The organism is Variovorax sp. KBW07 (assembly GCF_003852515.1).
Lineage (GTDB): Bacteria > Pseudomonadota > Gammaproteobacteria > Burkholderiales > Burkholderiaceae_C > Variovorax.
This window is the reverse complement of record NZ_QAJK01000058.1, coordinates 41,159-61,113: the sequence shown is the minus strand read 5'-3', so window position 1 is coordinate 61,113 and position 19,955 is coordinate 41,159. Positions and strand designations below refer to the sequence as shown.

The 19,955-nt window shown below is 65.4% G+C and carries 15 protein-coding genes; 13 read left to right on the top strand and 2 right to left on the bottom strand.

Annotation, left to right across the window (positions count from 1 at the left end):
- Nucleotides 1–8: 8 nt before the first annotated feature.
- Nucleotides 9–632 carry a CDP-alcohol phosphatidyltransferase family protein gene (locus DBV14_RS13500; RefSeq protein WP_124459684.1) on the bottom strand — a complete coding sequence of 208 codons (624 nt, stop codon included), beginning with the start codon at nt 630–632 and terminating at the stop codon, nt 9–11.
- Nucleotides 633–798: 166 nt separating this feature from the next.
- On the opposite strand from DBV14_RS13500, the gene ruvB reads away from it, so the two are divergent.
- Genes ruvB through DBV14_RS13485 form a run of 3 tightly spaced genes read left to right on the top strand, consistent with a single transcriptional unit; the run spans nt 799 to nt 3,242 of the window.
- Complete coding sequence (gene ruvB, locus DBV14_RS13495) at nt 799–1,863, top strand: Holliday junction branch migration DNA helicase RuvB (RefSeq protein WP_124459683.1); 1,065 nt, start codon at nt 799–801, stop codon at nt 1,861–1,863.
- Between the two features lie 25 nt (nt 1,864–1,888).
- The gene (gene dmeF / locus DBV14_RS13490; protein WP_124459682.1) at nt 1,889–2,860 is read left to right on the top strand and encodes a CDF family Co(II)/Ni(II) efflux transporter DmeF; all 972 of its coding nucleotides are present in this window, start codon (nt 1,889–1,891) and stop codon (nt 2,858–2,860) included.
- Nucleotides 2,861–2,864: 4 nt separating this feature from the next.
- Nucleotides 2,865–3,242, top strand: a complete 378-nt coding sequence (locus DBV14_RS13485; RefSeq protein WP_124459681.1) for a nuclear transport factor 2 family protein — start codon at nt 2,865–2,867, stop codon at nt 3,240–3,242.
- A gap of 135 nt (nt 3,243–3,377) precedes the next feature.
- On the opposite strand, the gene DBV14_RS13480 is transcribed toward DBV14_RS13485, so the two are convergent.
- A complete protein-coding gene (locus DBV14_RS13480) occupies nt 3,378–5,132 on the bottom strand; it encodes a lysoplasmalogenase family protein (RefSeq protein WP_124459680.1) in 1,755 nt (584 codons plus the stop codon).
- 94 nt (nt 5,133–5,226) lie between these two features.
- Here DBV14_RS13480 and DBV14_RS13475 point away from each other — a divergent pair, with 94 nt between their 5' ends.
- The 10 genes from DBV14_RS13475 (at nt 5,227) to DBV14_RS13430 (ending at nt 19,907) form a co-directional block, all read left to right on the top strand.
- Nucleotides 5,227–6,105 (top strand): UDP-2,3-diacylglucosamine diphosphatase, encoded by an 879-nt coding sequence (locus DBV14_RS13475; protein WP_124459679.1) that lies wholly within the window; start codon nt 5,227–5,229, stop codon nt 6,103–6,105.
- 285 nt (nt 6,106–6,390) lie between these two features.
- Nucleotides 6,391–8,934: a type VI secretion system Vgr family protein gene (locus tag DBV14_RS13470; RefSeq protein ID WP_124459678.1), complete on the top strand. Its 2,544-nt coding sequence runs from the start codon at nt 6,391–6,393 to the stop codon at nt 8,932–8,934.
- Nucleotides 8,931–9,998 carry a DUF4123 domain-containing protein gene (locus DBV14_RS13465; RefSeq protein WP_124459677.1) on the top strand — a complete coding sequence of 356 codons (1,068 nt, stop codon included), beginning with the start codon at nt 8,931–8,933 and terminating at the stop codon, nt 9,996–9,998. Before DBV14_RS13470 ends, DBV14_RS13465 begins: the two co-directional genes overlap by 4 nt.
- Nucleotides 9,999–10,009: 11 nt before the next feature.
- A complete protein-coding gene (locus tag DBV14_RS13460; RefSeq protein WP_124459676.1) occupies nt 10,010–12,682 on the top strand; it encodes a T6SS effector BTH_I2691 family protein in 2,673 nt (890 codons plus the stop codon).
- An 11-nt stretch (nt 12,683–12,693) separates the two neighbouring features.
- Entirely contained in the window at nt 12,694–13,857 is a 1,164-nt protein-coding gene (locus DBV14_RS13455; RefSeq protein WP_124459675.1) for a DUF6708 domain-containing protein, read from the top strand.
- On the top strand, nt 13,854–14,537 hold the full coding sequence (locus tag DBV14_RS13450; protein WP_124459674.1) for a pentapeptide repeat-containing protein: 684 nt from the start codon (nt 13,854–13,856) through the stop codon (nt 14,535–14,537). The genes DBV14_RS13455 and DBV14_RS13450 overlap by 4 nt, the downstream gene beginning before the upstream one ends.
- Nucleotides 14,538–14,661: 124 nt before the next feature.
- On the top strand, nt 14,662–15,873 hold the full coding sequence (locus DBV14_RS13445) for an acyl-CoA dehydrogenase family protein (RefSeq protein ID WP_124459673.1): 1,212 nt from the start codon (nt 14,662–14,664) through the stop codon (nt 15,871–15,873).
- 10 nt (nt 15,874–15,883) lie between these two features.
- Complete coding sequence (locus DBV14_RS13440; RefSeq protein ID WP_124459672.1) at nt 15,884–17,086, top strand: acyl-CoA dehydrogenase family protein; 1,203 nt, start codon at nt 15,884–15,886, stop codon at nt 17,084–17,086.
- A gap of 117 nt (nt 17,087–17,203) precedes the next feature.
- Nucleotides 17,204–18,316 carry a CaiB/BaiF CoA-transferase family protein gene (locus DBV14_RS13435; RefSeq protein ID WP_124459671.1) on the top strand — a complete coding sequence of 371 codons (1,113 nt, stop codon included), beginning with the start codon at nt 17,204–17,206 and terminating at the stop codon, nt 18,314–18,316.
- A gap of 31 nt (nt 18,317–18,347) precedes the next feature.
- The gene (locus tag DBV14_RS13430; protein ID WP_124459670.1) at nt 18,348–19,907 is read left to right on the top strand and encodes a long-chain-fatty-acid--CoA ligase; all 1,560 of its coding nucleotides are present in this window, start codon (nt 18,348–18,350) and stop codon (nt 19,905–19,907) included.
- Nucleotides 19,908–19,955 lie beyond the last annotated feature (48 nt).

Sequence of the window (19,955 nt, the reverse complement as noted above, 5' to 3'; positions counted from 1 at the left end):
GTGTGTGGTCAGCGGCCGGCCGCATCGGCTTCGGCCAGTGCGCGGCGAATGCGGTTGACGGTGGTCCAGGCCACCAGCGCCGCCAGCAGCGGCATCAGCCAGGCCGTCCAGCCCGGCAGCGGTCCGCCCAGCGCCACGTAGAGGCCGAGTGCGCCGAACACGAACGCCCGGTCGCTCTTGCCCAGCGGCCCGTCGTAGCGGCGCGAGGCGCCCACCGTCGGGCCCAGCGCGCCGGCGAATTCGCTCAGGCCCGCCAGCACGATGACGGTGCCGACCCAGAACGGGCTGAACGGTGCCACCAGCGCGAACGGCAGGTAGAGCGCGGCGTCGGAAACCACGTCGGTCAGTTCGTTGAGAAAGGCGCCCAGCTTGCTTTGCTGGTTGTGCTCCCGCGCCAGCATGCCGTCGATGGCATTGAAGGCCATGCGCAGGAACATCCAGGCCGGAACGAGCCCGAAGGCTGCAAGGGACGAGAGGTGGTGCGCCGCGAAGAAAAGCCAGAGCCCGAGCGCGACCGATACGACGCATGCCGCCATCGTGACCTGGTTGGCGGTGACGCCCATCGCATGCAGGCGGACCACCAGAGGCCGCAGCAGGGCCTGGAAACGCGGCTTCAGTTCGTAGATCGACACGTGCTGGCTTCCCCTCGTTCGTTATGTGGCCGAAGCATTCTGCCAGTGAAGAATGGCCCCCACGCTCGGCACTTCGTGTCCTTGCTGCCCCCCGAGGGGGCCGCTCGCTTGCTTGGGGCAGCCCGGCGCGGCGCTCGGCACTAAACTCAGTCTGGAAACCCACCAAATGACCATCCAGACCGACGATTTCGCGCCCGCCCCCCAACGCGTGGTGTCCGCCGCCCCCGCTTCGCCGAACGAAGAGGCGATCGAGAGGGCCTTGCGCCCCAAGCTGCTCGACGAGTACGTCGGCCAGGCCAAGGTGCGCGAGCAGCTGGAAATCTTCATCGGCGCCGCGCGCAAGCGCAAGGAGGCGCTCGACCACGTGCTGCTGTTCGGCCCGCCCGGCCTGGGCAAGACCACGCTGTCGCACATCATCGCGGCCGAGCTGGGCGTCAACCTGCGCCAGACCTCGGGCCCGGTGCTCGAAAAGCCCAAGGACCTGGCGGCGCTGCTGACCAACCTGGAGCCGAACGACGTGCTCTTCATCGACGAAATTCACCGCCTGAGCCCGGTCGTCGAAGAAATCCTGTACCCCGCGCTGGAGGACTACCAGATCGACATCATGATCGGCGAGGGCCCCGCGGCGCGCAGCATCAAGCTCGACCTGCAGCCCTTCACGCTGGTGGGCGCCACCACCCGCGCCGGCATGCTGACCAACCCGCTGCGCGACCGCTTCGGCATCGTCGCGCGGCTGGAGTTCTACACACCCGAAGAGCTGGCGCTGATCGTCACCCGCAGCGCCCGCCTGCTGAAGGTCGAGACCGACGAGACCGGCGGCTTCGAGATCGCCCGCCGCTCGCGCGGTACGCCCCGCATTGCCAACCGCCTGCTGCGCCGCGTGCGCGACTACGCCGAGGTGAAGGGCAACGGCCGCATCACCGAGGACATCGCCCACAAGGCACTGGCCATGCTGGACGTCGATCCGCAGGGCTTCGACCTGATGGACCGGAAGCTGCTCGAGGCCGTGATCCACCGCTTCGACGGCGGCCCGGTCGGGCTGGACAACGTGGCCGCCAGCATCGGCGAAGAGCGCGACACCATCGAAGACGTGATCGAGCCCTACCTCATCCAGCAGGGCTACCTGCAGCGCACGCCGCGCGGGCGCATCGCCACGCTGGCGGCTTACCGCCACCTGGGCGTGACGCCGCCGTCGAGCCGTTCGGACGGGCAAGACCTCTTCGGCGCCTGAGTTCGAGAGACAGAGAGATAAACCCATGCACACCCATGACCTGAGCGCCTGGCAGCACGACCACCACTTCGGCGCCGACACCGCCTCGGCCGAGCGCAGCACGCGGCTCGTGATGTGGATCACCGCCGCGATGATGGTTGTCGAGATCGGTGCCGGCTGGTGGTTCAACTCGATGGCGCTGCTGGCCGACGGCTGGCACATGAGTTCGCACGCGCTGGCCATCGGCCTGAGCGCCTTTGCCTATGCCGCCGCGCGGCGCTACGCACGCGACCCGCGCTTTGCCTTCGGCACCTGGAAGATCGAGGTGCTCGGCGGCTTCGCGAGCGCGCTGGTGCTGCTGGGCATCGCGGCGCTGATGGTGGTGGGCTCGCTGGAGCGGCTGTGGTCGCCTTCGGCCATTCACTACCCCGAGGCGATTTCGGTGGCGGTGCTGGGGCTGGTGGTCAACCTGGTCTGCGCGCGGCTGCTGGGCGGCACCCACCATGGCCACGGGCACGACCATGCGGGGCACGGGCATGACCACCATGCGCACGATCATCACGCGCACGACGATCATGGCCACGACCTGAACCTGCGCTCCGCCTACCTCCACGTGGTGGCGGACGCCGCCACCTCGGTGCTGGCCATCGCGGCGCTGCTGGGCGGCTGGTTCTATGGCTGGGCCTGGCTCGACCCGGCCATGGGCATCGTCGGCGCGGTGCTGGTCGCGGTCTGGGCCAAGGGGCTGCTGAAGGAAACCGGCAAGGTGCTGCTCGACCGAGAGATGGACCACCCCGTGACGGCCGAGATCCGCGAAGGCGTCGAGACCATGCTGGCCGATTCGGAAACCCGCGTGGCCGACCTGCACGTGTGGCGCGTGGGCCGCGGCGCCTATGCCTGCGCGCTCACGGTGGTCACGCACTCGCCGACGCTGACGGCCGACGAGGTGCGCGCCTGCTTCTCGATGCACGAAGAGATCCGGCACTCGACAGTGGAAATCCAGCGCTGCGCGGACTGAGCCCATGGCGCTCCATTCTTCCGCAGAAGCAGTGGTGCAGCGCCAACTGGCCGCCTACAACGCCAAGGACCTCGAGGCCTGGCTGGCGACCTATGCCGAAGACGCCCGCCAATACGAACTGGCGGGAAAGCTGCTGGCTTCCGGGCACGCAGAGCTGCGCGCCCGCTCCGAGGTTCGCTTCATGGAGCCCGACCTCCATGCGCACCTGCTGCAGCGCTCGGTCATGGGGAATGTCGTGATCGACCACGAGGTGGTGACGCGCAATTTTCCAGAGGGTGTGGGGACCGTGGAGATGGTTTGCGTCTACGTGGTCAAGAACGGCCTCATTCAAACGGCATCGTTCGAGATCGGCTCGCCGAAGATGGGCCGGCTGCCCGCCTAGCGGCGCTGCATTTCTTTCTTGCTCCTTCCCCTTCGGTGGAAGGCTGGGATGGGGGCTGACGGCCCTCGCAAAAGCAGCGATCTTCAAAGGCCGCTGGCCCCCACCCCGACCCTCCCCCGGGAGGGAGGGAGGAATTCAAGACGAGGCAGCCGGGCGTGCGTGCCGCACGATCAATACCTGCGCCACGTAGTACGTCGCCAGCACCCACAGCGACGCCAGCGGCAGGGGCGTCACGAACCGGTTCGTCGCCAGCAGCGCGTCGCTCAGCATGAAGAAGCACGCGCCCACCGCCACCCACCGCGCCGACGGGTCGGCATCGTGCAGCACAGCGGCCCGCCCGATGGCCTGTGCCGCCATGCAGGCGATCACCAGCACATAGACACCGACCGGAATGCGCAAGGCCGGCGGCAGCCCGCCCTGCCAGAGAAACGCATACATCGCCACGCCGATCAGCAGCGTCACCGCCAGCGCGCCGCGGCGCGGGAACAGGCCGACGCCGATGCGAAAGAGCGCGATGTACGCCAGGTGCGCGAGCAGAAAGCACACGAGGCCGGGCACGAACAGGCGGGCGGAGCCCATCAGCAGAACATCGCCCGCGAGCGAGCCGACCAGCCCCGCGAGAAGCAGTCCGTCGAACAGGCGGTGGCTCCGTGCGCCTGCCCGCATGGCCCGCCGCGCCGCGAAGAAGATGGCAATCGACAGCGCCAGCGGCTTGAAGATGTAGTGCAGCCACGCAATGTCCAGCGCCGCGCTGGCGGTGGCGAAGGCGGCGGCTTCCACCAGCAGCACTTCGGTGACCGAAAGGCGCCCCTGCAGCACGCCACCGATGGCCCACAGGCTCGCCGTCAGCGCAGCCAGCCAGACAGACGAGCGTTGCAGCGGCATGTCGTCGGAAAACCAGAGAAAGAGGGCCACGCCCGCCAGCAACAGCAGGAACTGCAGGCCGGCAAACCATTGAACGCCGCGGCTCACGGGCGGCTCGTAGCGCGTGACCTTGGTGATGTCGAAGGCCGGTTTCGGAAAGCGCACCGCCACGTCGGCCGGGCGCCAGCCCGGCGGCTTGAGCCACACGCGCAGCTTGTCGGCCCAGCTGCGCGCGTGCCACGAGTCTTTTGCCAGCGTCCAGTACACCTCGGCGTTGGCCCACAGCGGGTCCCAGCTGCGCAGCTCGCCGCGCGTGCCGTAGACGCAGCGCTCGTCTTCTTCGCGGAAGGTGCCGAACATGCGGTCCCACACGATCAGGATGCCGCCGTAGTTGCGGTCCAGGTAGCTGTCGTTCACGGCGTGGTGCACGCGGTGGTTCGATGGCGAGCAGAACCAGCGGTCGAACCAGCCGAGCTTTCCGACCTGCTCGGTGTGCACCCAGAACTGGTAGAGCAGGTCGACCAGCGACACGATGGCGAACACCACCGGCGGCACGCCCGCCACCGCCATCGGCAGGTAGAAGAGCCAGCCGAACAACGCACCGCTCGAGGTCTGCCGCAGCGCGGTCGACAGGTTGTAGTGCTGGCTCTGGTGGTGCACCACGTGCGCCGCCCACAGCACCGCCGACTCGTGGCCCATGCGGTGCAGCCAGTAGTAGCAGAAGTCGTAGAACACCAGCGCCAGCAGCCAGCCGTACCAGGTGGTCCAGAAATCGCGGGCCGCCTCTTGCGGAAACAGCGCCACTGCCGAATACACGGCGGTGTAGATGCCGATGCGCAAGAGGCCGGTGAGCACCGCGCTGATCTGGCTCAGCATGCCCAGCCCGATGCTGTTGACCGCATCGGCCAGCCGGTAGGTGTCGTGCCCCGTGCCGCGGCGCGCGCGCACGCGGCCGACCGCGAACTCGATCGCAATCAGAAGAAAGAACACAGGGGTCGCAAGAACGATGATCTGGCCAGGGCGCATCGCGCGATTGTGGCGTTGCCGGGCGGCGACAAGTCACCGGGATGTCACGGGGGCGCCATCGTCCGGTCACGTGGCAGTGGGAGCCTACCCGTCCATGCAACGCGACGATGCTTTCCTGCGCGCATGGCGCGACACAGCGGTCCAGTCCCCGATTCAGTCGGAACCGGAGGACGAAGATCGCCAGCGTCCACCGCTGCACTTCCGCACGCTCTGGATCTCCGACCTGCACCTGGGCACGCCCGGTTGCCAGGCCCGCGCGCTGCTCGACTTTCTCAAGCACACCGAGTGCGAGACCCTGTTCCTGGTCGGCGACATCATCGACGGCTGGCAGCTCAAGCGCCACTGGTACTGGCCGCAGGCGCATAACGACGTGATCCAGAAGCTGCTGCGCAAGGCACGCAAGGGCACGCGCGTGATCTTCATCCCGGGCAACCACGACGAGTTTGCCCGCAAGTACCTCAACCACAACTTCGGCGGCATCGACGTTGCCGACGAATGGATCCATGAAACCGCCGACGGCCGCAAGCTGTGGATCATTCACGGCGACCTGTTCGACGGCGTGATCCAGTGCGCCAAGTGGCTCGCCTACGTGGGCGACTCGCTCTACGAATTCACGCTCAAGCTCAACCGGCACCTCAACTCGCTGCGCGCGCGCATGGGGCTGCCGTACTGGTCGCTTTCCAAATACCTCAAGGGCAAGGTCAAGCGCGCCGTGAGCTACGTGGGCGACTTCGAGGCAGCCGTGGCGCGCGAGGCCCGCAACCGTGGCGCGCAGGGCGTGGTCTGCGGCCACATCCACCATGCCGAGATGCGCGACATCGACGGCATTCTTTACTGCAACGACGGCGACTGGGTCGAGAGCCTGACGGCCCTGGCCGAGCACGCGGACGGCACGCTGGAAATCATCGACTGGGCGCAGCACATGCCGGTGCCGTCGAAGGAGCCGGCGCCGCGAGAGGTTGTGGCGGCCTGAAGGCCTGAAAGCCGGCGTAGCGGCAATGCCGCGCTTCGGTGCTACCGCTTGCATTGCCCCACACGTATGCATGTTGCAGACGGGGCTTCATTCGATGACTCGTTTGCTCGATGGTCCGAGCCCATCGGCATGAACTTCCAGGGTTCCCTGCATTCCTGACGCGTGAATTTTGGGCATTCTTGTGCGCCCATTCTTGTGATGGTGGTCGTTTGACTATTGTTTGCGAATGTGGACGTCCCGCGTGCCCCAGACTTTTCGGATTGCCATCCATGAGGTCTGTTGCGCGTGTCCCAAACTCTTTCGGTTACCGGCCCGGCCATCCCATTGGTTCAAGGGCGTCCCGCGCTGGAGCCCGTGCGGTTCTCCGGCCGCGAAGGCGTCAACAGCCTGTGTGAGTACGAACTCATCCTCAAGACCCCCGATGCACTGACCCACGGTGCAAGCGGCGCGGCCGATTTCAACCTCAACGACTTCGTCGGGCGTGAGATCACCTGTGCGATAGAGCTGGATGGCTCCGGCGAACTGCGGGTCGGCACCGTGGGTGCCAGTACCAGCGGCATGGGTGCCGGTGTGCGGCAGATCAGCGGCATCGTGACAGAAGCTTCCATGGAAGGAGAGGCGGGGCGCCACGTCGTCTATCGCTTCGTCATCCGCCCGTGGCTGTACCTTGCAACGCGCAATTGCGATTGCAAGATCTACCAGGACCAGACGGTCGTCAGCACGCTCGACCAGTTGCTGGGCGACTACTCGTTCCCCGTCGAGAAGCGGCTGTACGACGCCTATCCGGTTCGCGACTATTGCGTCCAATGGAACGAGAGCGACTTTGAATTTTTCGAGCGCCTGTGCCAGGAGTACGGCATCAACTACCACTTCGAGCACAGCGACGGTGCGCATCGCCTGGTCTTGTCCGATGCGATGGCGGCCTTTCGGGAATGCCCCAGTGCCGCCTACGCGAACCTCGAATTTCATACCCCGGGCTACAAGACCGATGCCGAGTACATCCATCACTTTGCCCCGCGCAGTCGGCTCACCAGCGGTGCTTACGTCACGCGAGAGTACGACTACACGCGCAGCAAAGCCCAACTGACTGCACGAAACAGCGATCCGCGCCCCACGAGCCAGGCCAACGCTGAGGTGTACCAATACCACGCAAGCGTTGGCGGCAGTCATTTCGCGCAGCCCGAGGCCGGAGCGGCCGGCCCCAACGATCCGTCCACCGAAGGCCGAGCCGTCGCCCGGCTGCGCATGGAGAACCTGCGCACCGATGGCGCGCGAGCACAGGCCGCAGGCAATCTGCGGGGCATGGTGCCGGGCTGCACGTTTCGCATGCACAAGCACCCACGCGAAGGTGCGAATGCCGAGTACCTGATCCTGGATACGGACTTCGTGATCGAAGACGTCGGCCAGGACAGCCAGACGAGCGATGCGTCCCCCGGCGGTTCGCAGAACTGGAAGGTAAGCGTCGACTTCACCGCGCACCCGATCAAGGAAGAGTTGCGCCCCGCGTTCACACGCCCCAAGCCCAAGACGGGCGGTCCACAGAACGCGGTCGTCGTCGGCCCGCCGGGCCAGAACATCTGGACCGACGAATACGGCCGTGTCACGGTCCAGTTTCCCTGGGACCGGGACGGCCAGTTCAACCAGAAAAGTTCCTGCAAGGTGCGCGTGTGCGCCCCGGGAGCGGGCAACCAACTCGGCGCAATGCACCTCCCCCGCATTGGCCAGGAGGTCGTCATCGAGTTCTTCGGTGGCGACCCCGACCTGCCCATCTGCATGGGGCAGGTCTACAACCAGATGAACATGCCGCCGTACAAGCTGCCCGAGCAGGCGGCGTTGTCAGGGTATCGCTCGCGCGAACTCGTCGGCGGTGGCGGCAATGGCTCGGCAGGGCGCAGCAACCAACTCGTTCTGGACGACACGGCCGGGGCAATTCAGGCCCAACTCAAGAGCGACCACCAGTGCAGCTCATTGAGCCTGGGCGCCATCACCCGCGTTGAAGACAATGCCGGACGCAAAGACCGACGTGGCCACGGCTACGAGCTGCGCACCGATGGCCACGGTGTCATGCGCGCCGCAGACGGCATGCTCATCACCACCGAGGCCCGCATGGATGCCGCTGGGCATGCCAAAGACCTGGGCGATGCGCTCTCGCGCCTCACGCTGGCCCGCGATCTGGTCGAGGGGCAGTCCGATGCGGCCCGCACCAGCGAGGCTCAAATCAAGGGCGACCAGGATGCGATCGCCAAGGCCCTCAAGAAGCAGAACGACACCATCAAGGGCAGCGGTGGAAATCCGCAACAGGGTCAGTTCCCGGAGTTGGCCGAACCGCATCTGGTGCTTGCCAGTCCGAGCGGTGTTGCCGTCACCTCGGGCGGTTCCACGCACATCGCCAGCGTTGAACACACGCAGATCACCAGTTCCAAACACACCAGCATCAACAGCGGCGGCAGTCTGATCGCCGTTGCGCTGGAGGCGTTCAAGGTCTATGCCATGCAAAACGGCATGGAGGTGATTGCCGCCCAGGCCGACATCGAAATCAAGGCACTCAAGAACTCCATCAAGCTGATGGCCAAGGACAAGATCGAGCTGACCGCCGACGTCATCAATATCACGGCCAAGACCCGGCTGACGATCAATGGCGGGGGCAGCTATGGTGAATACAGCGCTGGTCGCATTACGAAGGGCACCACTGGCAAGTACACCAACCATGCGGAAGTCCACAGCCAGGTTCCTGCGGACTCTCAGCCCACCAAGCCGGTGAACGGCAAGGCCTGCGCTACCAAGGAACACGCTGCGGACAAGGGCGGAAACTCGGTCGAGCGCCGATGAACGACGACGCAGTTACCGAAGGGAACAGCGCCCATTTCTCGGGGTTGGTCGATGCGTTGATCCAAGGCTGGAGTGCCTCGACTGTTCCCGCGTCTACGGACTCGAGCGAGGTGGCATCCAGAACCTCAAGGGAGCCGGTTCTCCCGCGGGCCTACCTGCTGTTCAACCGCTGCGAAGAGAACCCTTTGGTGCAGGGGCTGGCCGATCAGTTTTCCAAATGGATGCGCGATCGCGTCATCGTGCCTGACGGCTACTTCGAGCACCGCGAAGAGCACGCCCCTGTCTTGCTGGAGTTGCCTGAGGAGCTGATCGCTCCTACCCCAGGATTCAAAACCGGGGTCTTGCGCGCATGGTTGGCGCGTTGTCTGGAGTTCGCTGCGCAACAGGCTAACGAGCGCGTCACGAAACAGGATTTTTGTGGTGTCGTCATCAGCCCCGCTTCGCCCCAGGCCATCGTCCGACATTGGGTCAACCTGGGCGATCAGCGCCCACCCCGCGAGGAAGACAGCGTGCTGTTTCGCTACCAGGACCCGCGCGTCATGCAGCGCGTTTGGCCTGCCTTGAGTTCGTCCCAGCAAGCAAGGTGGCTCGGCCCGGTGACCCATTGGTGGTCAGTGATGCAGCCCTGGGGTCCATTCAGCGATCCCGCAGCGCCCGCCCAATGGTTTCACGCCAAAGCGCCGGTACCGCCCCATGGCATTCAGGCCGGTAGCTCGCCGTGCAATCTGTTCAACGAGGCGCAGTGGTTCCTCTCGGGCGTCTCGCCGGACGCCAATTCGATCTGGCGCAGCTATGCCGACAACAACATACCGGTCGAAGTACAGCCCGATCCGGACAGCCTATTGCAAATGCTGGCCGACGCAGCGCGCATGGGACTGCAAGAGCTCAATCTCGAAGACTACGTGTGGATCACCTGGAAGTACATGCCCAAAGAAGGCGCCGCACGTGCCATGGACTGGAAGCAGCCTCATCTGGACACGGCGCTGAGCCGGATTCAAGAACTGCTTCGGGATCAACCCGATGTTCGATTTTCTACCCACTTCATTAACGCCACTCGGCGTTGAAACCAAGCATCATGGCCTGTAAAACCGCTTGCAAGGAATGCGCCCAAACGGGCCTGCCGATTCTTTTTGCGCGCTATGGCGTCGCCTACAGTTCGACGAAAGAAGGAATGGCGGCACTGGATGTGCTCAAGCTCACCGGCCAGTTGCAAGTCACGCCGGGCAGTGTGGGCATGCAGATCGCCAAATACAACCTGCGCATGCTTCGCGCCGGCTATTTGTACATCCGAACGGAAGCACCGCACCGAACTCCCGAGTGGCTTGCCTATGTCGTGCACCCGCATGGCTATCTGACGAAGATCGACATCAAGCACCCGGAAAAGACCGACAACCTTGCGGCGTGCAGCCCAGGTGAGTGGGGAGCCAACAGAAGCCTCGTATGGGTGAAAGATGCGAAAGACATCACCAAGCTCCAGTACATGTTTCATCCCGACCCGATCGATCCGGTGCACCTGGAAACGGTGATCGGGAAAGACCCGGACAAATATCTGCAGCGTTTCAACGTGTCGGGCTGGGCGAACGGCAGCAAAACGGGTCCTGACACCGCGGTGCCCAACAAGGATGCAAGCCAGTGGACGGTGGCGGAGTTCAAGGCGCTGCAAGACGAAAAGGTGCGCAATGCACTGGAGCCGCAGTTGCATGGCCTGATGGGCAGCAGCGTGATGGAGCGCGGTTGGGGCGACTACGAAGACAAGCGTGTCGTGGAAACCGACAGCTATCTGGTCACGGGGGAGTACGCCGGGAAAATTTCTGTCGAGGAGTCATCCGTAGTCAAGCAGCTTGACTACGCCGGTGCACACGGCAAGCGCCTTCAAAACATCGCCAGGTTCCTGGACGACAACGGCGGGGCGATTGTCGCTTGCGAAGACGCCATCGGCATTGCGCAGGAACTGGGTCACCTGCAGGCCGAGGTGCAAACCGGCTACACGCGGTGGCAACTGACCCAGGCCGATGGTGCTGCCAACGGCGTCACCAATGAATGGGTGTACCAGACAGCCATCGCGGCGCAAAGTCTCAGGGGGCTTATCAAGAAGGGGGCGGTAGGCCGAGTCAACAAGCGCATCGCGCAGTGGGACAAGATGCTTGATCAGAGGGGCCAGGACGACGTCATGCTCTCCCGACGCAACCCGGAAGTGTTGACTCGCAATGCGGAAACACGGGCCATAGCCCATGCCAACCAGCAACGCGAAAGAGACGCCGCACTGGCGGCCGGCGATAAGGCGTATGAAGAATTGTTCGACAACGCAGGTGCGGCCAACATTCTTGAAGCGCAGCGTATTGCCTACGAAGCCAGCTCCGCCCGATTGTCCCAATTCGGCATCGACCATGTGGCCTGGCTCAAAGCGCCCAGCCTGATGCAGGCCATCAGGCGCTACAGCGCCGAGAACGACGTGATTAACGGGCCTGGTGGTGGGGGCGCACTCACCGTACAAATTTCGCACTGCATGGCTGGTACCGAATGCAACAGCACGGGGCAAGACTGGATCAAGCAGACCGACCTGTTCGGCATCAATCCGCTGAGCTCCGTCATCAGCTTCCACAACAAGGAACTCAAACGCACCCTCCAGGACATGTTCAATGAAACCTTGCCCGCCAGCTTGCCAGGCGCCGATCCCTCCACCGCATGGTCGGAAAGTCTCGTGGACAAAGTGCTCAAACCTTACGGTGCGCGCTTCGCGCTCGGCGACAAGGCCATCGACTTCGCGTCAGACAGCAAGCTCAAGCCCCTTTGCAAAAGCGCGCTCATGCGAAAGATGGCCTGGCCGCTGCATCTGGCCAGCTTGTTCAGCGTCAAGATGATGCAAACCGTAAAGAACCTGCCGGTTCTTGAGGCCGAGGCCAGGATCATCAAGTTCGTGGCCCTCACAGGCCTTGTGAGCATGGGAAAGACCGCCGCCGCCTATGCCCAGACCTTGAGCCAAGCCGACGCGGACCGTCTGCGCAATGCGACGCGTGCCATCGAAAAGGCAGGCCGCACCGAAGGCATGACCTTCGCCCGCGAAGGTGCACCATATGTCCGCGGCGCTGCCGTCGCCGGTGTGTTCGACGTTGCCAACGCCCTCGTCAAGGGCTACCAGTTGAGTGTCAAGAAAGACGTGCGCACCAGCTGGGAAATGGCGGGCAGCCTGATGCAGGGCACCGGTTCCCTCCTGGACTGGCGGGCCAAGGCGTATGAGGTGACCATCTTCGAAGGTGCCAGGGGAGAAAGCATTTTTGTGGCGACGTCGCAGCATGCGGTTGCGGACACCGTGAATGCTCTGCGCTTGCGCGGCATGCGGATGACGGCGTTCAGGTTCTTGTTGCCGGCGGCGATGGTCGGGGTGTACTGGGATGCGACCGATGCGCTTCAATCCGGTCAGCGAGGGAACTATGCGTTGGCAGCGGCTCAATCGGCCAGCGTCGCTGGAGCCGCTTTCAGCATCACCGCCACTGGCATGGCTGCGACAGGTGCGTTGTTTGGTATTTCTGCGGCCACCTGGGCCATGACGGCCTGCATCTTGGGTTTGGTGGGGGCTGCATTCACGGTGATTGCAGTGGTCGCCATCATGTTTCTCAAAGATGAAGAGTGGAAGGACTGGCTCAAGGACATCCCACTCAACAAGAAGAGAAGGGGGAAGAAGCCTGTTCACGAGAACCTTAAAGAAACCTTGCAAAAGCTTGCCAACGCCCAGGCTTCGGCCGCTTAAGGAGCACCACCTTGTTTAATGCAGAAAATGGCTATGCCCGGCAGCAGCGCAAGTCGGTAGAAAAGGGGCGCAAGGAACTCAACCTGAATGGGCAGCGCGCATGGAGGGTTGATGAAGCGAGTGATGCTGAAGGCATCGATATTCCTGGCCGCTGTGTATTTGCGCAAAACGAGGCTTATCTGGAACTGTGTAACCCTGGTTGGGATGTGCAGTGGCGCACTACGTTGGGCACACTGATCGTGGTGCCCTTTGCTTCGCTGATTATTTGGATGTGGTACGGGTTCGCAGTGAGTCCGTTGCTCTTCAACAGGTTCATCATGTTCTGGCAAATCAACCCGTATGAGCATGATGGCGATGGACTACTCATTTGGTTCGGTTGGCTCCTGCTGTTCCCTCTCGCCCTTGGCGTCGCCTTTCTTCTCTACGGCTGGTTCTTCGGCATGGGCGCTCGCACCAACTACTTCACCTATGCCCGCGGTCGAGTGCGCTTCAATCGCCTGACCCGCAAGGTCTATGTGCTGCGCCCCGGCTATTGCGGCGGCAACAAGGTATTCGATTGGGACCGGCTGGTAGCCCTGCCCAGCCGCGTGCCCGACGGTCACCCGATGGCCTCGGAGATCATTGGCTCGCTGGCGCTGTACCAGGCCCCATTGAAGCCCGACGGCAGCGACGAAGACGCTATCTATGTCGGCCCCAGCCTGACGCTGAACCCGGCGGCCCAGGCCCTGCGGCTGTGGGAGTACATCCGGCTGTACATGCAGGAAGGCCCCACGGAGGATCAGATCCCGGCCAACGTGACGAAGCACTACAACAAGGTTCCGCGCTTCGTGCCGCACGCCTACGGAACCTACTGCGGGTTGCCGAGCTTGTCGCAGTACGAGCTGGAGCAAGGGCCCGACTTCATGCGGGTTCTGATGCACAAGATCAGTCAGATGACTTGCTCATGGGCCAGGTTCCCTGCGGAGTGGAACAGCGACAGCGGGCTGGGCGAGCCCGAAGACCGGCCCGTGCAAACAGGTGCCGCGATGACGGCGTTGGTGTATCGGGCGCAGGGCCGGTTGGGCTTGGCGGATGAAATTGAACTCCTCAAACACTACGGCACTGCCGAGGCGTTGGCGGAAGCGCAGGCGAGGTTGACGAATGGAACAGGCGGAGGCACCACGGATTCACCATGAGCGCAAACCAGATCATCAAAGACCACGACAAGTGGCGCAAGGGCGCCGACGGCGCGCAAGCCGGCCTGTCTGGCGAGAGCGACAGCGGCAGCTACTCCGGGCTCGACCTCGATCTCATCACCATCGCATCGACCCGCTTCAACGGCAGCAGCTTCACGGCGACCACCTTCAGGGACGCGAACTGGTCATCGAGCCAGTTCACCGGGATTCTGTTTTCCGGTTGCGATATGGCAAGGCTGCGCATCACGGGTTGCACCTTCACCAACTGCACTTTCAGCAACTGCAACATGCAGAAGATGGAAATGACGCAGTGCACGCTGGAAGGCAGCAACTACGACAAGTGCACGATGAAGGACTCGCACATGTCCGACTGCACTGGCGGTGGGGGTGGCTCCATGAGCGACTGCGACATGAGCGGGGCCGGCATGTCGGGCTGTACCTTCACGGGCGCGACGTTGGCCGGCGCGGTGTACTCGGGCACTCAATGGTCAGGCTGCAAATTCCAAAGCTGCACCTGGAAGAACCTGGGCTTCGTCAACTGCCAATGGACCCATGTGGAAATTCTCGATTGCCACTGTGATGGCATCAAGGGTGACAGCGTCAAGGGGGAGAAGGTGACTTACTACGGCAGCTTCTTCGAGAACTCCGAATTCAGGAACAGCGCCATCAACACAGCCTGAGCTACGGGTGACGGTAGCGCTGTCGCGTTGTCTCTCCCGCGACTCATTCGTCCAATCCGACGATGCCGGCGGCACGTGCGGGCCTCACACTGCGCCGGTGTATCCCGATGCGAGAGACAACACCATGGCCTGGACCCTCAGCGCGGCGGAGACCGCATTCCGAGACGAGGTGCGCGACTTCCTCGCGCGCGAGCTGACGCCCGACTTGCGCACGGCGGGCCGGCGCTGCTCCGGCATCTTCACCGACTACGAATGGAGCAACCGCTGGCACCGCATCCTCGCGGCACGTGGCTGGAGCGTGCCGCACTGGCCGATCGAGCATGGCGGCACCGGGTGGACGCCGATGCAGCACTACCTCTTCGCCAGCGAACTGGCCGCGGCCGATGCGCCACCGCGCGCGCCGATGGGCCCCGGCATGGTCGCGCCGGTGATCATCGCCTTCGGCACCGAGGCGCAGAAGAGCGCGTGGCTACCGGGCATCCGCTCGGGCGAAGACTATTGGTGCCAGGGCTATTCGGAACCGCAGTTCGGCTCGGACCTGGCCTCGCTGCAATGCAAGGCCGTGCGCGATGACGACAGCGATGGTGGCCACTACGTCCTGAACGGCACCAAGATCTGGACCACGCACGCGCAGTACGCCAACCGCATGTTCTGCCTGGTGCGCACCGCCTCGGGCGGCAAGCCGCAGCAGGGCATCAGCTTCCTGTGCTTCGACCTTCCCGCGCCGGGCGTCACGATCCGGCCGATCATCAGCATCTCGGGCGACCACGAACTCAACCAGGTGTTCTTCGACGATGTGCGTGTGCCCGCCTCGGGGCTGATCGGCGAAGAGAACCAGGGCTGGACCATCGCCAAGTACCTGCTGCAGCACGAACGCGGCGGTGCCTGGGCTCCGATGCTGCGTGCACGCCTGCGTCGGTTGAGCGCGGCGGCCGATGCTGCGTTTGCAACCTCCGGCCGTGACGACGACAGCGAGGCCGGCGACATGGCCTTGCGCCTCGCCGAGATGGACTGCGCCATCGATGCCCTCGAAGCCACCGAGCTGCAGTCGCTGCGCGCGCAGGCACGCGGCGAGCCGCACGGCATCCGCCCATCGATGGGCAAGGTGCTGGGCTCCGAGCTTCGCCAGCGGCTGACCGAACTCGGCGTCGAAATCGCCGGCCATTACGCTGCCGCCAACCTGCCGCTGGACGACGGCCTGCAAGGCGAGCTGCCGATCCCCGAAGAGGCGGTGTTCTCGATGTCGGCCTACCTCAACGACCGCGCCGCCTCCATCTACGCCGGCTCCAGCGAGGTGCAGCGCAACATCGTCGCGAGCCACCTGCTGTCGCGCTGAGGTCCCGTCCATGAGCAAAACCACCACGACAACAACAACCACGCTGGCCGAGCAGGACGACACCCTCGCGATGCTGCGCGACAGTCTTGCGCGCTACCTCGACGACCACCACGGCTTCGAGCAGCGCCTGCACGCGCTGGCCCATGCAGACGGTGCGGACGATGCCGACGATGCGCCGCCGCCATTCTGGCAAGGCCTGTCGCGCGAGCTCGACCTGCTGGGCGCGGCCTTGCCCGAAGCGCAAGGCGGCCTGGGCTTCGGCATGCCCGCACACCTCGCGCTGATGGAAACGCTGGGCGGCGCGCTGGCGGCCGAGCCGTATCTCTCCACGATGGTGATCGGCGCGGGCCTGCTGCAGCGCCACCCTGGCGCGCAGGCCGATGCCTTGCTCGCGCGCGTCGTCGCCGGGCAGGCGGTGCTGGCCTTCGCGCACGCCGAGCCGCAAAGCCGGCACGACCGCGCCGACGTCCAGGCGCGCCTCGTGCGCGAAGGTGACGGCTTCCGGCTCGATGGCCACAAGGCGGTGGTGCAGGCCGCGCCCTGGGCCAGCCACTTCATCGTCTCGGCGCGCGGCAGTGGCGGCCCGTGCGATGCGAACGGACTCTCGCTGCTCGTGGTGCCCAAGGACACACCGGGCCTTCGCCTGCGCGCCTACCCCACGCGCGATGGCGGCCGCGCCGCGGACATCGCCTTCGACAACGTGCGCCTGCCTGCCGATGCCCTGCTCGGTACCGAAGGCGCGGCCCTGCCGCAGATCGAGCGGGCGCATGACGAGGCCGCGCTGGCCATCTGCGCCGAATCCATCGGCGTCATGCGCCGCCTGATGCACGACACGCTCGACTACGTGCGCCAGCGCAAGCAGTTCGGCGTGCCGATCTCCAGTTTCCAGGTGCTGCAGCATCGGCTGGCCGACATGCACATGGCATTGGAGCAGGCCGCCGCGCTCACCGCGAGCGTGGGCGAAACCATCGACGCCGCCACGGCGCACGAGCGCGCCCGCGCCGTGTCTTCCGCCAAGGTGGCGGTCGCGAAGGCGTGCAGGGCCGTGGGGCAGGGCGCGGTGCAGTTGCATGGCGGCATGGGCATGACGGAAGAGCTGGCGGTCGGCCACTACTTCCGCCGCGCCACGCTCATCGAAGGCCAGTTCGGGCCCTTGTCGTGGCACCTTCGCCGCGTGGCACGGCTTCGCGCCGCGAGCAACGGCACCACGTAGCTACAGACAGTCACAGTCAGCCACTCCCACGGCAAGCGCGCGCCGCATTCGTCGCTTTGGACGATGCAACCCCGTCGCCGCCGCGCCAAGATCGCCCCACGCAACAGGAGACAGACCATGGCAGGCCCATTGCAGGGACTACGGGTGATCGAGATGGCGGGCCTGGGCCCCGGGCCGTTCTGCGCGATGCTGTTCGCCGACATGGGCGCGGAGGTCATCCGCATCGAGCGCCCCGGCACGCGCACCGCGCCGCACGACATCCTGGCGCGCGGCCGCAGCACGCTGCAGGTCGACCTGCGCGCGGAAGGCGCGGCGCAATCGGTGCTCGATGCCATCGCCAGGGCCGACGTGCTCATCGAAGGCTTTCGCCCCGGCGTCATGGAGCGGCTGGGCTTGGGGCCGGCCGAGTGCCATGCGCGCAACCCGCGCCTGGTGTACGGCCGCATGACCGGCTGGGGCCAGCACGGGCCGCTGGCGCACGCGGCGGGCCATGACATCAACTACATCGCGATCAGCGGCGCGCTGCACGCCATCGGCCGTGCCGGCGAGCCGCCGGTGCCTCCGCTGAACTACGTGGGCGACTTCGGCGGCGGCGCGATGCTGCTGGCCTTCGGCATCCTTGCCGCGCTGCACGAGGCCAAGGGCTCGGGCCAGGGCCAGGTGATCGATGCCGCCATGACCGACGGCGCGGCGCTGCTGTCGGCCATGATGTACGGCTTCAAGTCGGCCGGGCAATGGAGCAACCAGCGCGGCGAGAACATGCTCGACGGCGGCGCGCACTTCTACGACACCTACGCCTGCGCCGACGGAAAGTATGTGGCCGTGGGTGCCATCGAGCCGCAGTTCTACGCACTGATGCGCGAGCGCTGCGGCATCGCCGACGACCCGGCCTTCGACGCGCAGATGGACGCCGACCGCTGGCCGCTGCTGAAGCTGCGCATGGCCGATGTGTTCCGCACCCGCACGCGCGACGAGTGGTGCGTGCTGCTCGAAGGCAGCGACGCCTGCTTTGCGCCCGTGCTCGACTGGGACGAGGCGCCCGTGCATCCGCACAACGTGGCGCGCGGCACCTTCGCGACTGTCGGCGGCGTGGTGCAGCCGGCGCCCGCGCCGCGCTTCAGCCGCACCGCACCCGTGCTGCCGCCCGCCGTGGCGCACGACGACGGCCAGGCCGTGCTGCGCCGCTGGGGCGTGGCCGCCGAAGCCATCGCGCCGCTGTGCGCCTCCTGAACAACAAGAACGCAGACGGAGACACCACCCCATGTTCCTCACCCAACCCCTGCACAAGGGCCGTCGCGAAAAAGGCAAGGCCACCGCCGTGGTCTGCGGCAAGCAGCGGCTGAGCTACAGCGAGCTGGCCGACCGCGTCGCGCGGCTCGGCGCCGTGCTCAGGCAGCTCGGCATGCAGCCCGGCGACCGCGTCGGCATGATGAGCCTCAACTCACACCGCTTCGTCGAATACTTCTTCGGCACCTGGTGGGGCGGCGGCGTCATCAACCCCGTCAACATCCGCTGGAACCCGAAAGAGGTCGCCTATTCGCTCGACGATTGCGACACCCGCATCCTGCTGGTGGACGACCTCTTCGCGCCGATGGCCGCCGAGCTGCGCCGGCTCTCCACCTCGCTGCGCACCGTGGTCTATTGCGGCGACGGCGCCGTGCCCGAAGGCATGGTCGGCTACGAGGCCTTGCTGGCCGATGCATCGCCCATCGACGACGCACCGCACAGCAGCGACGAGCTTGCCGCCGTCATGTACACCGGTGGCACCACGGGCCAGCCCAAGGGCGTGATGCTCACGCACGGCAGCCTGTGCATCAATGCATTGGGCACGGTGGCCGCATTGCCGCGCGACACGCAAGACGCGGTGGCCATCGTCGCGGCGCCCATGTTCCACGTGGCCGGCTGCGGCATCGCATTGCAGAGCGTGCTGCGGCTGGTGCCCGTGCACGTGGTGCCGATGTTCGACGAGCTGGCGGTGCTGCAGGCCCTGCAGTCGGCGCGCGTCACCGAAATGTTTTTGGTGCCGACCATGATCAAGCGCGTGATCGAGCATCCGCGTTTCGCCGAGTTCGACCTGTCGGCCCTGCGCCTGCTGTCGTACGGCGCGGCGCCCATCGACGCGGCGCTGCTCGACCAGGCCATGCGTGCCTTCCCCAAGACGGCCTTCGCGCAGGTCTACGGCATGACCGAACTGTCGCCCGTGGTCACCGCGCTGCCGCCGCATTGCCACCAGCCCGGCCCCGACCGCGACCGCCTGCTGCGCTCGGCCGGCACGCCCGTCTCCATTGCCGAGGTCCGCATCGTCGATGGCGAAGACAACGAAGTGCCTTTCGGCCAGGTCGGCGAAATCGTCGCGCGCGGGCCGATGGTCATGAAGGGTTACTGGAACAAGCCGAAGGAGACCGAGGCCGCGTTGCGCGGCGGCTGGATGCACACCGGCGACGGCGGCTTCATGGACGAAGACGGCTACGTCTTCGTGGTCGACCGCATGAAGGACATGATCGTGAGTGGCGGCGAGAACGTGTATTCGGCCGAGGTCGAGAACGCCATTGCCCAGCTGCCGCAGGTGCTGATGTCCGCCGTGATCGGCGTGCCCGACGACAAGTGGGGCGAGCGCGTGCACGCGGTGATCGTGCGGCGCGAGGGCATGGCGCTGGAGGCCGACGCCGTCATCGCGCACTGCCGCGAGCAGATCGCCAGCTACAAGTGCCCGCGCAGCGTGGAGTTTCGCGATGCATTGCCGCTGTCGGCGGCCGGCAAGCTGCAGAAGTTCCAGCTGCGCGAACCCTTCTGGGCCGGCAAGGGCCGCCGCGTCGGCTGACGAAGCCGCGACGCCGACGCCGACACCGACGCCGCGAAAAGAACACAA